At 62.6% G+C, this 16,060-nt stretch carries 9 protein-coding genes and 2 pseudogenes; 3 read left to right on the top strand and 8 right to left on the bottom strand.

Annotated features, from left to right (window positions below):
- Positions 1-108: 108 nt before the first annotated feature.
- Positions 109-333: a YgdI/YgdR family lipoprotein gene (locus ACZ5M5_RS15150; RefSeq protein WP_060743223.1), complete on the top strand. Its 225-nt coding sequence runs from the start codon at positions 109-111 to the stop codon at positions 331-333.
- 528 nt (positions 334-861) lie between these two features.
- Here ACZ5M5_RS15150 and ACZ5M5_RS15145 read toward each other — a convergent pair.
- The 8 genes and pseudogenes from ACZ5M5_RS15145 to ACZ5M5_RS15110 form a co-directional block, all read right to left on the bottom strand.
- Positions 862-2,714, bottom strand: a pseudogene (locus ACZ5M5_RS15145) (polyurethane esterase).
- A 167-nt stretch (positions 2,715-2,881) separates the two neighbouring features.
- Positions 2,882-5,902 (bottom strand): autotransporter domain-containing protein, encoded by a 3,021-nt coding sequence (locus ACZ5M5_RS15140; RefSeq protein WP_464739388.1) that lies wholly within the window; start codon positions 5,900-5,902, stop codon positions 2,882-2,884.
- Positions 5,903-6,121: 219 nt separating this feature from the next.
- The gene (locus ACZ5M5_RS15135) at positions 6,122-7,471 is read right to left on the bottom strand and encodes a TolC family outer membrane protein (protein WP_464737517.1); all 1,350 of its coding nucleotides are present in this window, start codon (positions 7,469-7,471) and stop codon (positions 6,122-6,124) included.
- A 14-nt stretch (positions 7,472-7,485) separates the two neighbouring features.
- On the bottom strand, positions 7,486-8,820 hold the full coding sequence (locus tag ACZ5M5_RS15130) for an HlyD family type I secretion periplasmic adaptor subunit (RefSeq protein WP_060742410.1): 1,335 nt from the start codon (positions 8,818-8,820) through the stop codon (positions 7,486-7,488).
- Positions 8,817-10,595, bottom strand: coding sequence for a type I secretion system permease/ATPase (locus ACZ5M5_RS15125; RefSeq protein WP_464737516.1), 1,779 nt, complete (start codon positions 10,593-10,595; stop codon positions 8,817-8,819). Before ACZ5M5_RS15125 ends, ACZ5M5_RS15130 begins: the two co-directional genes overlap by 4 nt.
- Before the next feature lie 141 nt (positions 10,596-10,736).
- Positions 10,737-11,159, bottom strand: coding sequence for an AprI/Inh family metalloprotease inhibitor (locus tag ACZ5M5_RS15120; RefSeq protein WP_464737515.1), 423 nt, complete (start codon positions 11,157-11,159; stop codon positions 10,737-10,739).
- Between the two features lie 127 nt (positions 11,160-11,286).
- A complete protein-coding gene (locus tag ACZ5M5_RS15115) occupies positions 11,287-12,741 on the bottom strand; it encodes a serralysin family metalloprotease (RefSeq protein ID WP_060742413.1) in 1,455 nt (484 codons plus the stop codon).
- Between the two features lie 340 nt (positions 12,742-13,081).
- Positions 13,082-13,978 (bottom strand): LysR family transcriptional regulator, encoded by an 897-nt coding sequence (locus tag ACZ5M5_RS15110; RefSeq protein WP_060742414.1) that lies wholly within the window; start codon positions 13,976-13,978, stop codon positions 13,082-13,084.
- Between the two features lie 131 nt (positions 13,979-14,109).
- On the opposite strand from ACZ5M5_RS15110, the pseudogene ACZ5M5_RS15105 reads away from it, so the two are divergent.
- Positions 14,110-15,566 (top strand): annotated as a pseudogene (locus ACZ5M5_RS15105) (MFS transporter).
- 193 nt (positions 15,567-15,759) lie between these two features.
- A complete protein-coding gene (locus ACZ5M5_RS15100) occupies positions 15,760-16,038 on the top strand; it encodes a DUF1652 domain-containing protein (RefSeq protein ID WP_003201764.1) in 279 nt (92 codons plus the stop codon).
- Positions 16,039-16,060 lie beyond the last annotated feature (22 nt).

The raw sequence follows: 16,060 nt of genomic DNA, 5'->3' as shown, positions 1-16,060 counted from the left end.
AGCTAGCGATGAACTTTCCTACGGCAAGCGAGACCAATGGCGGTTAGCTAATGTGATGGCGCGGTCGAATCAGTTGCTCCGTGTCCTTTTGATTGAGAGGTTATGGTTATGAACATCAGGTTTCTGGGCGTACCCCTGGTCGCCGTGGCATTTATGGCTCTGGCTGGCTGCGCGTCGCCCACGGTAGTGACCTTGCAAAACGGTACCCAGTATTTGACCAAGGACACCCCTAACACCCGTACCGCCGACGGCTTCTACGAATTCGAGGATATTTCCGGCAGGAAAGTCCGGGTCCGCGCCGATGATGTGGCAACCATTCGCAAGGAAGACTGATTTCCAGTCACTCGCCTGGCGGGCGGCCATCGCGAGCAAGCTCGCTCCCACAAAGTCCGGTGGTGAACACAAATCCTGCGTACACCTGTGAACCACTGTGGGAGCGAGCTTGCTCGCGATAGCGGTGGGTCAGTTTGCAATGATGTTGAATGTTCAGACCCTTCGCGAGCAAGCCCGCTCCCACAAAGTCCGGTGGTGAACACAAATCCTGCGTACACCTGTGAACCACTGTGGGAGCGAGCCTGCTCACGATAGCGGTGGGTCAGTTTGCAATGATGTTGAATGTTCAGCCGCCATCGCGAGCAAGCTCGCTCCCACAAAGTCCGGTGGTGAACACAAATCCTGCGTACACCTATGAACCACTGTGGGAGCGAGCTTGCTCGCGATAGCGGTGGGTCAGTTTGCAATGATGTTGAATGTTCAGACCCCTTCGCGAGCAAGCCCGCTCCCACAAAGTCCGGTGGTGAACACAAATCCTGCGTACACCTGTGAACCACTGTGGGAGCGAGCTTGCTCGCGATAGCGATCTCAGGCGAACACGATCCCTTCGCCGCCAACCTGACCGATAGCAACCCCCACCAGGGTCACGGAACTGTCACCGACCTTGAGCAGCGTGTCACTGCCCACCTGTGACAGGTGCTCCCTGTAGTCATGAGCGGCCCCGGCGCCGGGTACACCGAGGAACACCAGCTTGTCCCCCGCCTCATAACCGCTGATCCGATCCTGGCCGAACGCACCATTGAACAGGAAGGTGTCGTTACCACCGCCCGATTGCATCAGGTCGTTGCCCGCACCGCCGACGAAGGTGTCGTTACCCGCGCCGCCCACCAGCACGTCGTTGCCGCCCTGGCCGAACAGCCAGTCACCCTTCGCGCTCGCCACCAGGGTGTCGTTGGCCGCACTGCCCTTGACCGAAGACGCATACGCCGTCAGGTTGCCGCCCGCCACCAGGCCATTGACGGTGACGCTGTGGCTCACCTCATCCTTGAGCAGCCCCCAGAACAACCCGGACTCCTTGCTGACCAGCGTGCCGATGTCGCGGGTGATACTGATCGCGCCATGGGCATCGCGCAGGTACAGCGTCCCAGCCCCGTCATGGGCGAAACTGAAATCCTTCACCGACTGCTGCAGTTGCAGGCTGTTGCTGCCCTGCCCGCCCAGTATCACGTTGTAACCACCGCCATCGCGAAAGGTGTCGTTGCCGGCGCGGCCTTCCAGGTAGTCGTTGCCCTGGCCGCCCTGGATCAGGTCGTTGCTGTCGCTGCCTATGATGAATGTGCTGCCGGTATGGATTTGAGCGTTGCGGTTGAGGTCCTGCACCCAGGTATTGGCCCGGGCGGGGTCTGAGAGGTTGGCGACGATAATGGTGGAGTCTTTTTCGGTGAGGTCGTAGAACGCCGAGTTCATGATCCGGCCCATGCCATCGCTGTAGCCGCTGGGCAGGTGGGAAATCCAGGTGGGGATGTTGAGGATGGAAAACGGCAAGACGTTCCATGCCGCCGAAGCGTAGTGGTCGTTGAAGCTGACGATGTTGTTGGTGGCCGACTCCTGTTGCCCATCGTGCACGCCCACCGACGCGAGGTTGAACGTCGAGCCGTCCAGGGCGCGGAACACCGGATCGTTCTCGTAACCGATGTTCAAGACCTTATCGGTACTGCTCTGGGTCGGCGAAGCGTAGGCGATGTAATTGGCATCGGCGTAGAACCCCGACCATTGGCTGGGGCTCAAGTCCGCCAGGCTGTTGACCGCCAGACCGCCCAGGCTGTGGCCGCTGACCAGCACGTCCGCCCCGTCAGGCCATGGGCCTGGGCAAACTTGGCGACGTCCCCCAGCAGGTTGCCAAAGGCTTCGCCGGCGTAGTTTTTTGCATAGTCCTTGGGCCCCAGGGCGGCCATCAGGTCGTTGATCACGTCGCCAATGGAATCGCCAATCAGGTTTTCCCGAGGGCCGCTGGTGCCGCGAAACGACACACCGATTTCCTGCAGGTGACCCGCGCTGTCGTACTTGCCGAGGATCTCGACCTGCGCGGTGGTGTAGCCGGTTTTCTCACCAAAAAACGTCCCGCGGCCATCCACCTTGCCGGCGTAGCCCAGTTGCGTGGCGCTGATGGGCGTCCAGCCAGCCTTCTGCACCGCTTCCAGGGCCAGTTTTTCCGAATCCGGGTTCCACGGCACGCCGGGAATCACCCCTTGGGAATCGGTGCCCCCCAGCAGCGCGGTGACCAGGGTCGCCGGCAGGCCGGCACCGAAGCCGTTGTGCTGGTACCCGGCGGCAAAGCCGTGGTCGAGGTTGTGGTAGGCGTACAGCATGATCGCCATTGCGTCGCTGACCAGTGCCTTGGATTCGGTGGTGCCGAGGTTCTTGTAGTCGTAGATACCCATGCTTGCTGCTCTCTTTTTGTTGTTGGAATGCTAGAACCGGGAGGTACAGTTTGTGGCGAGGGCGCTTGCTCCCGCTCGGGTGCGTAGCAGCCGTCCTGGGGAGCGCTTCGCACTCCAGCGCGAGCAAGCTCCCTCGCCACAGGGGTATGTCCAGCCCTTCTTCTTGGTCAGAACTGCCAATCCAGGGTCAGGCCCACGCCGTGGGTTTTATCCCGGGAGCCGATCAGGCCGTTGTAGTCGAGGTTGACCCGCACATCCTTGGCGACCGCGAGCCCGGCACGGGCGCCGACCACGGCGGCGTTACGGTCCATGGACACGCTCTGCACCGCGAAGGTGTTGCTGCTGCCGGCGAAGGCCAGATCCTGTTCGGACGTGGTATGGCTCAGGTTGTGCTGCCAGCCGAGGGAGCCGGACAGCTGCAGTTGCTGTTGATCCGACAGCGCCAGGGTGTGGCTGGCCCGCACGCCCAGGGTCGAGAGCACGGCATCGCGACGGTCGTCGCCACCGTGCAGGGCCGCGTTGTCGCCTTTCTCATGGAAGCTGTCGCTGTCCAGGTGCACATAGGCCAGGTTGGCGAACGGTTCCAGGGCCACCGCTTGCCCGTCCAGGCGATACCCCGCTTCGGTGAAGAGCTGGGTGGTCCGGGCATCGCGCTTGGTTTTCTCCCGGCCACTGACGTCGCCCCATTGCAGGTCACGCTTGACGTCGATGCGATGCCAGCTGTGGGCGCCGCCGACGGTCAGGCGCAGCGCGTCGATCTCATGCCCCACATAGACACCCAGGTGATAGCTGTCGGCCTTGGCCGAGGAATGGGTGCCATCGCCCATGCTCAACGAACTGTCGCTGTAGCCGGTGACGAAGCCCAGGCGTGTCTGGTCGCCGATCAGGCCATCGACACCGGCCAGCAATCCACCGATGGAGCTGGTGGTACTGGCTTGATCATGCCCACCCTCGTTCTTGCCCCAAGCGCCCAGCACTTTGAACCAGGCATTGCTACCAGTGTCGGTCGGCGTCCCGGCGTCGTAGAGCGCGCCTTGGCGCAGGCGATCACCCACGGCGTCGCGCAATTGACGGCTGTCATTGATCAGCAGCGTGCCGATGGCCGGATGGATTTCACCGGACAACTGCTGGAACGCCTGCTGTGCCACGGCGGCGCTGGGTGCCAGCAGCAAGGCCTCGTACAAGCCGTTGCCAGCGCCCAATTGCTCGGCGGCAGTGGCCACGGAGCGCTGGTTGGGCGTCAAGCCGAGGCTGGCAAATGACGCGTCGTTACGCTCGACCGCCAGTTGAATGCCGCTGGCGCTGTACGCCAGGTCGCCCCCCAGAAACGCGTAGTTGGGCAAGACTTCAGCGAAACGCCCATCAATGCCACCGGCGGCCTGCAAGATATTGAACTGCCTGCCCAGCAAGCTCTTCACTTCGCCAGCCGTCAGCAGCGTCGGGCTGTTTTCCAAGGACAGTGACACCGTCGCCCCGTCAATGGACGCCTTGCCGCCCGCCACGATCAGGTCGCTGGAGGTGGGCGAGACTTCCACTGCGTAGTTCGAACCGGGTTGAAAGGTCACGTCGCCGGCCACCTGCAAGGTGCCGATGGAGTTGCCCGGCGCCACGCTGCCGCCGCGGCTGGCGGTCAGGCTGGCGATGCGCCCGTTACCGCCGAGGATGCCGCTGTCGTTGACGGTAACCGCCGACGCCAGCGAGCCATTGATCGCCAGTCGCCCTTGATTGACCAGGGTCGGCCCGCTGTAGGTGTTTTCGCCGGTGAGCACCAGGGTGCCGATGCCTTCCTTGGTCAGCCCGCCGTGACCGGCAATGTCGTTGCGCCAAACGTCCAGGCCACATTGGATGCCGCTGCACACCCGTTCCGTGGGTTTGCCGGCATCGATGATCGCGCCGATGCCCGGCAAGTCCGCCACGAACTGACCGGAGCCATAGGCGCCATCGATGCGAAACTCCGCGGGGATGTCCTGTTCGGTCACCAGCATCGACGGACCGTCGATGGCCTTGCCGAGGTTGATCATGCCCCAGCCGTACAACGAATCGACTCCCGGCGCGCCCATGTCGGTGGCGGTGGTACGCAGCACGCTCGCGACCTGGGCGCCGGTCATATAGGGGAAACGCTCCATCAACACCGCCACGCTGCCGGCGACATGGGGCGCGGCCATGGACGTGCCGCTCTTGTTGGCGTAGCCCACGGTCAGGTCGTCGGCACGGGTACCGCCGATCACCGCGCTGTAGACCCGGGTGCCCGGTGCCGACACGCAGAAACTGGCGGTGTAGCCGCAGCGCGACGAGAAGGTACTGATGGTGTACGGATCGGCGCTGGCGCTGTCCGGGTTGACCTGCAGCGCCGCCACGGTGAGCCAGTTCGGCGCGATGTCCGGGACGAAGTACGCCAGGCCCGCGATGGCATCGGGATTATTGAGGTTGTAGTCGTTACCTGCGGCGAAGATCGTCACGATCCCGCTGCGGGCCGCGGCGATAGCCCCCTCGTAGGCGCCGCCGGGCTTGGTGCCCAACAGGGGTTTGATCTGATCGAATTGCAGTTGCGCATCCTGCACGGTGAAGTGCGGGAACGCCGGGTCGCGACCGCCCTGGTCGAAGCGGTCGGTGATACCAATGCCCCAGCTGTTGTTGATGATCCGTGCGCCGCTGGCGATCAGCGCGTCCCAACCGGCCTTGTACACCGCGCCATCGTTGCCGCGGATGATACCGTCTTCGGGCCCCGGGTCGCCGTTGTCAGCGCTGATGATCTGCGCATCGAACGCCACGCCGTGCATCGGGCTGCCGTCGCGGCTGCCGGCGGCGATCCCGCCGACATGGGTGCCATGGGACCCCAGCTTACCGTCCGAGCCGACGGTGGGTGAGCCGTCGTAGCGGAATGGATCACCGGCCTTTACCGGGATGTAGGGATCGGTGTATTCACGAATGCCGCTGGTAACCAAGGTCACGACTTTGCCGGTGCCGGAGAACTCCGGGTGGGCCGCGTAGACCGGCTGGTCGAAGATCCCCAGCTTGACGCCCTTGCCGGTGTAGCCGGCGGCGTAGGCCTGCTGCGCGTTGATCGCCCCCAGCCCCCATTCGGCGTTGAATTCGCTGCTGCGCCAGCTGTCCGGGTCACCCGCCCTGCCACTCTCGACATAAGGCGCCGCCTGGGCCGTGCCCAAGGTCGCCAGTGCGCAGAGCATGGCATGGTTGAGGGCCTTGGGCAGAAACAGGCGACCTGCCGGCCTGGGGTGTTTTTTGTTATCGATTTTCATCACGAACCATCCTTAGTTGTTGCAAAAAATCCTGTGTTTGCTTGGCTTCTGTGGCGAGGGAGCTTGCTCCCGCTGGGCTGCACAGCGGCCCCAAAAAAGCCTGCGAGCGCTCCGCACTCGAGCGGGAGCAAGCTCCCTCGCCACAGGTCATTGAATGGGCACCCGGGACACAAACGCCTCATCCACCTTCGCCAGGTCCTGCGGGCCGAGGGTGCCGGCGTAGTAATGCAACTTGGTCCAGGCCATGAGGTAGTCGTAGCGGGCCTGGGCCAGGTCGCGGCGAGTGGTGTAGAGCTGTTGCTCGGCATTGAGCGCGTCGAGGTTGACCCGCTCGCCGCCGAGGATGCTTTGCCGGGTCGATACCACCAGCGCTTCGGCGGAGCTGAGGGCTTTCTGGTAGGCGCGCAGTTTGTTCATCCCCGACACGCAGGCGCTGAACTGACGGCGCAGTTCGATCAGCGTCTCGCGGGTCTTGGCCTCCAGCTCGTACTCGGCCTGTTCCATGTTGCGGCTGGCCTGGCGGGTCGACGCCGAGACACCGCCGCCGGCATACAGCGGCACGCTGACTTCCAGGCCGATGGTGTTGGTGTCGTAGCGCTGGTTGTAGGTGTTGCCACTTTCCGATTCGTTCTGGCGCATTGTTGCGTAGGCACTGACCTTGGGCAGGTGTCCGGCGCGGTTGCGTTCGACCTCGAAGCGCGCCACATCCACCGCCTGGCGCTGGGACGCTAGGCTGGGATTGTTGCTCACCGCCAGTTCGTGCCAGGTGTCGAAACTGGCCGGCTGCAAGGCAAAGGTCTGGAAGGTGTCGTGCAACGGCGCCAGGTCGCCGATATCCAAGGCCGGGACGCCTATCAGCGAGCCGAGCTCACGCAAGGCGGCGTCCTGCTCGTCCCGCGCCTCGATTTCTTCGGCGATTGCCAGCTCATAGCGCGCCTGCGCCTCGAGGATGTCGGTGCGCGTGCCCTCGCCCTGACGAAACAGTTGTTCGTTCTGCTGGAATTGCTGCTCGAACGCCTTTTTCTTGGCCTGGGCAATGTCGATCTGATCCTGGGCGAACAACGCCTGGGTGTACTGACTCAGCACCCGCACCAGGAGCGCCTGGCTCTTGTCCCGAAAACTTTCGTCGGCGAACAATGCCTGGGCCACGCCCTTTCGGTAGGCCGCGTACGCTTCGTAGTCCAGCAAGGGTTGTTGCAGCGTCAGGCTGGAGCCGTAGCTGCTGTAGTTGCGATCGTCATGCTGGCTGGCGCCACGGTCATTGAGGTAGGTGACCTTGGATTGGTTGCGGCCCTTGTTGTAGCTGTAGCCCAAGTGCGGCAACAGCCCGGCACGGCCAATGGCGCGGTTCTCCAGGCCCGCATCGCGTTCCTTGATCGCGCCCAGGTAGATAGGATCATTGCGCAGGGCCTGCTCGTAGAACTCGAAGGGCCCCATGGCCCAGGCGTTGCCGCACACGGAAACGGCCAGCACGGCCATCCAATAGAAACGCTTCATACCGCCAGACATCCTTATTCTTCGGTCAACGCAGAGCCGGCTCGGTCGAGCAGCGGTTTGAACAGGTAGTTGAGCAACGAGCGCTCGCCGGTCCGTACGAACATTTCGGCCGGCATGCCGGGCTTGATCACCAGACCGTTGAGCTTGTCCATCGCTACATCGCTGACGCTGCTGCGCAGCACGTAATACGGCGCGCCGGTCTTCTCGTCGAGCATCTGGTCGGCGGAAATCAGGCTGACTTCCCCCGGCACCCGCGGCGTACGGTTCTGGTTGAAGGCGGTAAACAGGATGTCCACCGGCAAATGCGGGCCGACCTTGTCGATCAGGTGCACCGGTAGGTGCCCTTCCACCTCCAGTCGCGTGCCCTGGGGGACGATTTCCAGCAAGGTGTCGCCCTGGCGCACCACTGCGCCTTCGGTGTGCACGCCCAGGTTCACGGCGATGCCGTCGGCGGTGGCGAGGATTTCGCTGTGTTGTAACTCGAACCCTGCGGATTTCAGTTGCTGTTGCAGGGTTTCGCTTTTGAGCTGGGCGTCGGCCAACTGACTGCGCACTTCTTTCTGGTATTCCTCGTTGTGCTGCTGCAACTTCAGGCGCGACTCGACGATCCCCTGCTCCACCCGCCCGCTTTCGCCGCTGTTCTGCGCCAGTTCCTGCTGCACCTGCGACAACTGGCGCTGATAGTCCAACAGGCGGTTGCGCGGGATGTAGCCGTTGTCCGCCAAGGGCTGCAGGTTGCCCAGTTGCAGACGCAGGGATTCGGCCTGGGCGGTCAAGTCGCCGCGGGCCCGACGCATGCCGGCCAATTGCGCCGTGGCACCCTCGATGCTGGCGCGCAACGCTGCCTGCTCCCGGGCGAAGGCTTCGCGGCGACTGCTGAACAACTGCCGCTGACCTTCGAGCACCAGGGCCAGGCGTGGATCGGGATCGCGACTCAGCTCCGCCGGGAAACTCACCTGCAACAGGTTGTCCCGCTCGCTTTGCCAGCGCGCCAGGCTGGCCCAGGTCATTCGGTACTGCGCCTGCAGCGATTGCACATCGGCGGCCGCCTGGGTCTGGTCCAGACGAAACAGCGGCTGGCCCTGCTTCACCGCCTCGCCTTCGCGCACCAGGATCCGGCTGACCACGCCGCTGCTCATCGATTGCACCGCCTTGCGCTTGCCTGAAACCACCACGGTGCCTTGCACGGGGATACCTTGGTCCAACGGCGCCAGGCTGGCCCAGGTGAAAAAACTGCCGGCCCCCACCAGCGCCAGCACCCAGCCCATACGGGTGAAGAAACGGGCGTCGCGCTCCGGGCGTTCAACGTCTTGAGCCTGTTCGAGGTTCATCTGGCATTCCTTGCTCATGCGCCACCCGGTTTGTTGGCAGCTTGGTACTGGCGACTCATGCTCAGCCCGTTGGGGGTTGCCTGGGGACGGTCCCGTTGTGGTGTCTCCGATTGGCCGGACAGCGCCCGCAGTACTTCCTGACTAGGCCCGAAAGCCTGGAGCCGGCCTTCGTTGAGCACCAGCAGTTTGTCGGCCTGGGCCAGCGCCGAGGAGCGATGGGTGACCAGCACGACGCTGGTGCCCTGGGCCTTCATCTGCGCAATGGCACCGGCGAGCGCGGCCTCGCCAACCGTGTCGAGATTGGAGTTGGGCTCGTCGAGCACCACCAGGCTCGGTCGGTCGTACATCGCCCGGGCCAGCGCAACCCGTTGCTTCTGCCCGCCGGACAATCCACCGCCGTCCTCCCCCAGCACGGTGTCATAGCCCTGGGGCAGGCGCAGAATCAGCTCATGAACCCCGGCCTGTTGCGCGGCGGCGACGACTTTTTGCGGATCGGCATCGCGAAACCGGGCGATGTTCTCGGCGATGCTGCCGCTGAACAGTTCGATGTCCTGAGGCAGATAGCCGATGTGGGGGCCGAGTTGGTCGCGATTCCAGCGATGAATGTCAGCCCCGTCGAGGCGCACCGTCCCGGCGAGGGTCGGCCACACGCCCACCAAGACCCGGGCCAGAGTGGATTTTCCGGAACCGGACGCCCCCAGCACGCCCAGCACGTCCCCGGCGGCCAGGCTGAAGCTGACCTGCTGCAATGTCGCGTTGCGTTGCCCCGGTGGGCCGGCACTCACCTGTTCAAAGCTCACTTGGCCTTTGGGCGCGGGCAGTGTCATGCCGTCGTCCTGGGGCGCAAACGCCTGCAACAGCACATCGAGACGGCGGTAAGCCAGCTTGGCGCCGCTCCACTGCTTCCACACGGCAATCAATTGGTCGATGGGGCTCAACACCCGTCCCATCAGGATCGACCCGGCAATCATCATCCCGGCGGTCATGTCGCCCTTGATCACCAACAATGCACCCAAGCCCAGCACCAGTGATTGCAGGCACAGACGCAGGGTCTTGCTCAGGGAACTGATCACCGCGCCAGTATCGCTGGCCTGGTTTTGCAGGCCGAGAAAGCGTGAGTGCACGGCAAACCAGCGGCCGCGCAGCGCCGCGAGCATGCCCATGGCCTGGATCGTTTCGGCGTTGTGCAAATGGCTGGTGGCCAATTGGCTGGACTGTTGCGAGTAGACGCTGGCCTGCCCCAAGGCTTTTTTGGTCATGGCCTCGTTCAGGCATGCCAAGCCGATCAACAACAGCGTGCCGACGGACGCGAACACGCCGAGCCACACGTTGAACAGGTAGATCACCAGCAGATAGACGGGAAACCATGGCGCGTCGAAGAACGCGAACAGCGCCGGGCCGGTGAGGAATTGGCGAATATGCGTGAGGTCGCCCAGGGATTGCCCGGCGTTGCCTTCACCCTGGCGCAGATTGCGCTCGAACGCGGCCCGGTATACCTGAAGGTTGAAGCGTCTTTCCAACTGGCTGCCGATGCGGATGACCACGAAGCTGCGTACCATTTCCAGCAGCCCGATGAACACAAAGAAACCCACTACCATCAGCGACAACATCACCAGGGTGGTTTCGTTCTGTGATGACAGCCCGCGGTCATACACTTGCAGCATATAAATCGAAGGCGCGAGCATCAGGACGTTAATCAGCGCGGTAAAACAACCGACACTGATCAGAATACTTTTATAATCGCCCAGCGCTTTAAACAGCGGCGCCGAGGCAGCACTCCTTGCCTTGTTCATGAACCTTCCTTGTTGTTGGCTTCGCCAGCGAACTGGCCATTAGTTCAACTGACCAATCTTTGAATCTTTATTCGGTCCGCACCGATACGCACGCCTGTTTGAACAAGCGTGTTTCAATCATTGCGCAACTGCACTAACTCGTTAATGAGCGCTCCGAGGCTTATTTCGTTCAAGCCTAAGTATCAAACCGGACTTCAAGGTGATTTGGTAATGATGTTCCTGACGCAACCCCAGGTGCGTCCTGGAGTCTTGCTTGCCGATCAGGGAAAGACCGTCGGGCTCGGTAAACCAACGAACCGGCTCATCCCCCAACCAGTGCCCCAGACAATCGGTTTGCCCACCGAGGGTCTGGTCTGCCTTGAGCTCGACAAGGCAAGTGTTGGACGGTTTGTCCTGCATCGCCTGGCTTTGCGCGGTGTCCTGCGGGCTCGACAAAACGGCCAGCCATTGGCCGGCCAACTGCGAGGGTTCTGCTAACAACAGGCTGCGCGCCATGGCGACTTCTCCACAAAACATCATCAGCGTAGCGAGCAACCCGACGGTTGCCTGAACGCTACAGGGCATCGATTTTCTACACATTCGCTTGATCCTGGCCGGGGTCCTGCAGGCGCGTCGCGCGAAGCGAGGCTGCGATCTTTCTCCTACCACTTGAAAGATCGCAGCCTGCGGCAGCGCCTACAGGGGTTTAGCCTTACGCCACGATATCCGAGGCCGCCGCCTGGCCAACGGTGCTGACCAGGAAGTCAGCCACGCCGTGCCCGGAGAAGTCCACCGACAGCAGGCTGTTGCCACCCGACGTCGACAGCACCGCATCGCCCGCCGCCCCGGTGAAGGCACTGACGAAATGCAGGCCCGCGCCCTTGGTGATGCCGGTCAGGTCGATCTTGTCCAGGCCGCTGACAAAATCGAGGATCTGGTCGGTTGCCCCCGGCCGCGAATCGGAACTGGCGGCGAACACGAAGGTGTCCGAACCCGAACCGCCCCAGAGCTTGTCCGCACCACCGGCGCCCCACAGGATATCGTTGCCGGCACCGCCCTTGAGCTCGTTGGCCACCGAGTTGCCGATCAACAGGTCGCTGCCCGAGCCGCCAATGGCATTTTCGATGACGGCGCCCTTGGCGATGGACACGTTACCCACCATGCCACCCACATCAGAGAACGAGGCGTCATTGAGGTTGATCTTCTGGTTCTGGGTGAACCCGGAGAAGTCCAGGGTATCGCGGCCGCCCGCGTCCCATACCGAAAACACCACTTTGTCCGACGACGAAGACGCACTGAGAAAATCGCGACCGGTGTTGGAGTTGAAACCGTAGGTCGAGTCGCCGGTACGGGTCGTGGTGTTGGCGCCGTAGAGCTTCTGGATCGCCGCGATGTCATCCATCAGCGGACCCGAGGCGTAGGCTTCGACGCCGCCCTTGCTGAAGTTCTGGTCGGTATTGCTTTCGCTCCAGTAGCTCATGACGCTGTAGCCACGGGTGTCCTGGCCATAGGTGGCGTCATCGTAGGTCGGGCTGCCTTCGCCGGCGTTGTAGTCACCCGGGTGGGCCAGGCCGAGGGTGTGACCGATTTCGTGGGTCAGGGTCTGGCGGCCGTAGTTGTTCAGGTCCGGGTTCTTGTTCTGGGTGTAGCTGCTGTTGATCAAATACCAGGACGTCCCGTCATAGCCGGCGCCGGTCCCCGGCAGATAAGCGAACGCCGCCGCGCCGTCCTGGCCGCCGCTGTAGTTGCCGAAGGTCATGTGACCGTCGCCACCGCTGGCTTTCTCGGTGAAGGTGACATTGGCCACGTCCGCCCAGGATTGCATCGCCAGGGCGGCCTGGCCTTTCTGCTGGGCGCTGAACTGGCTGAAGCCGCTGATCCCATGTTTGTTCATGGTGCTGGAAGAGGCAGACGTCAGGAAGGTATAGGTCAGCTCGATCTTGCCGCTGCCGTCCCGGTCCTGGTAAGCCGCGCCGTCGCGCAACAACTGCGTGGCCGCCTCGTCGACGGAGTACGACGGTTTGCCGTTGACGGTCAGGTTACCGCCGCGGTCGTATTGGTGGCTGAAACTATTGATCTGGTTGAACGCATTACTGGGAGCCGCCAGTTGCGGAGCCCAGAGCAGTTGTTCGGCAGAATCGATAGCGCTGTTTTTGACTTTCGACATAAACACACTTCCTTGTTTGCAAATGGAACAATTTAGTCAGACAGACGATCTCTGGCGAGATCGTCCTATCACTCGCCCAATGAGGACGTAAGAAACCTGACACAATTGGAAATCAAACGTCTAGCAATTTTTTTCGTTCAATTTCACGGCCTGCCCTTTAGTGCCCATAAACAATAGGTTTCTGCCTCGCTAGTGCGCGCACTCAACTGCCCGAGTTGCAGATTGTCGGACAAAACTCTATTTAAATATTAAATAGCGATAACTAGTCATTAGCCGGCGGCGTCGCACTTTCGTCAACTAAGTGCCAGCGAAGTGCTATTAATGAATATCTACTAAACCTCTACGGTTTACTTGCGCACACTTCTCGCAAACAGCCTCGAAGCCAGCGATGTACGGGGTCGGCGTCCATTCGCGGATGCCAGAGCATGGCGATCGTGAACCCTGGCACTGGGAACGGCAGCGCGAAACTGTGCAGACCGACCCGCAGGCTGGTGGTGTAGCGCTCAGGCACGCTGGCGATCAGGTCACTGGAGCGAACCAACCCCAGCGCCGAGGAGAAACCCGGCACGGTGGTCACGATGTCCCGGGCCAGGTTCAGCGCCGCCAGGGCCTGGTCGATAAGGCCATGGTCCAACCCGCGCATCGAGACACCGACATGCCCACCCGCCGCATAGCCGGCGGCGCTCACCGCCGCATGGCTCAGCGGGTGACCCGTGCGCACCACGCCAATCAAGCGGTCGCTGAACAACGCCTGGGTTCGCAGCTCCGGGCTGGTGTCCTTGTCCACGACGGCGGTCTCCAGATCCACCGTGCCTTCGCGAAGCGCGGTGCTGTCCCGGTCGGTCTTTTCCACGAAACGCAACCGCACGCCCGGCGCTTGCTCGTGAATACGGGCGATCAGGTCGATGGCAAAGTTTTCCACGAACCCCTCGCGGGTACGCAACGTGAAGGTACGGCTCAAGCGTCCAAGATCCGGCGTCGTCACCGGGCGCAGTACCGCCTGAGCCTGCTGCACCAACTGACTGACCTGTTCACGCAACTCCAGCGCACGGGGTGTCGGCACCAGCCCGCGCCCGGCCCGAACCAACAGCGGGTCACCGGTGGTTTCCCGCAATCGCGCCAGTGCCCGGCTCATGGCCGATGGACTGAGCCGCAGCCGCCGGGCGGCGCGGGCCACGCTGCCTTCCGAGAGCAGCACATCGAGGGTGACGAGTAGATTGAGATCAGGCGAAGACATGGCGAAGGCTCGATTGAATAGATGGCGTCTGGCGCAGCTATAACCTGCAAACGCTGCGTCTTCCGCCATGTTATGCCTGGTTGTAACGTTCCGACAGCGCCATTTCGAGCGCCACGGATACAGGTGAGACGATGAAACCCATCCACACGCAACCCAGCCGGCCGGCAACCGCGAGCCGGTTCTCTTCACCTCGTTGGGCCCTGGCCAGCCTTGCACTCTCGACGCTGTTGGCCTCCCTGGGCGCCAGTGTGGCCGCCGTGGCGCTGCCGACGCTGGCCCAGGCCCTCGATACCTCCTTCCAGCAGGTCCAATGGGTGATACTGGCCTATCTGCTCGCCATGACCACGCTGATTGTCAGCGTCGGCCGCTTGGGTGACCTGATGGGCCGTCGCAAGCTCCTGTTGGCCGGCATCGCCTTGTTCACCTTGGCCTCGCTGCTTTGCGGCCTGGCGCCTTCGCTTTGGCTGCTGATTGCAGGCCGGGCGCTGCAGGGCCTGGGGCCGCTATCATGATGACGTTGACCCTGGCCCTGGTCGGCGAAACGGTCGCCCAGGAAAAAACCGCCAGCGCCATGGGGCTGCTGGCAACGCTGTCGGCGGTGGGCACGGCCCTTGGCCCTTCCTTTGGCGGCCTGCTGATCAGTGGGTTCGGCTGGCAGGCCTTGTTCCTGGTCAACATCCCTCTCGGCCTGCTGACGTTATGGCTGGCGTGGTACTCGCTACCGGTGCGGCAAGTGCCGCCGAAGACGGAAACCATTCGTTTCGATACCACCGGCACGGTGCTGTTGGCGTTGACGCTCGCCGCCTATGCCTTGGCCATGACCGCCGGGCGCGGGAGCTTTGGCGGGTTGAACATTGCGCTGCTACTGGCCGCGCTGGTGGGCGGCGCGCTGTTCGTTCGGGTCCAGTCCCGGGCCGTGTCGCCGCTGATTCCCTTGGCCGTGTTTCGCGACAAGTCATTGGTCTCGGGCCTGGCGACGAGCGCCCTGGTCGCAACGATCATGATGGCGACGCTACTGGTCGGGCCTTTTTACTTGTCCATCACCCTCGGACTGCCAGCGACCTTCGTCGGGTTGACGCTGGCGGCAGGGCCGACCGTCGCGGCGCTGGCCGGGGTGCCTGCCGGACGCCTGGCGGGTCGGTTCGGCGCGCAACCCATGCGGTTCGCCGGCCTGGCGACCATGGCCCTCGGCTGCCTGATGCTGTCACTGGTTCCCCCTGCCCTTGGCATCGCCGGCTACATCAGCGCCATCGTGGTAACAACCCTGGGCTACGCGTTTTTCCAGACCGCCAACAACACGGCCGTCATGGCCGATGTGGCCGCCCAAAGGCGAGGTGTCATCGCCGGGCTGCTCAACCTGTCGCGCAACCTGGGTTTCTTCACTGGAGCCTGCGTGCTCGGCGCGGTGTTTGCGAGCGCAGCGGCGACGAATGACATCACTCGCGCCAGCCCCGAGGCCGTGACGAACGGCCTGCACACCACCTTCGCCGCCGCCCTGGCGATGGCGGTCCTGGCCGTGGCCATCGCCTTGAGATGCCGCGTGCCAGAGCGGTTGAACGAAGTCGAGGACACACCCGACCAAGCGTAGTGGCATTCTGAGCAGCGCCGCTTAAGTCGTGATCCAAATCAAAAAAAGTGAACCAATCGCAAAACGGACTGAAAAAATCCACATGAGGTTCATTTTCAGGTGCTATTTTTAGTTCTCACTGGTAGAGCCATGATGGCTCTTCCTTCCTGACATGAGCAAAAGGAAGCGCTCGATTGAAGAAGGTGGGCAACACATGAATAAAGGATCTTTCAGCAAGGTTACGTTCCCCAACGCTTGCCAGTTGATGCGCTGGCACTTCCATCCCATGGGATTCGAAGCGAGCATGGATGCGCCTGGCAGTATGGTTGCCCGGCTATTTGACCGTGCCAGCGGCGAGACGATGATTGCCATTGCGGGGATCCCCTGCGCGACAGTGATGAATGCGCCAGATGTGGAACGAATAATCGAGGCCGTGGAGGCCGAGCTGGAAGCGTTTGTGCCACCGGTAGGGTTGCGGCGGTTCGCTTCCTGACAGGGAACAATGCTTATCATTT

It is taken from the genome of Pseudomonas sp. Van50 (genome assembly GCF_055390755.1).
The sequence above is the reverse complement of the archived record's forward strand: the minus strand, read 5'-3'. Positions and strand labels throughout refer to the sequence as shown.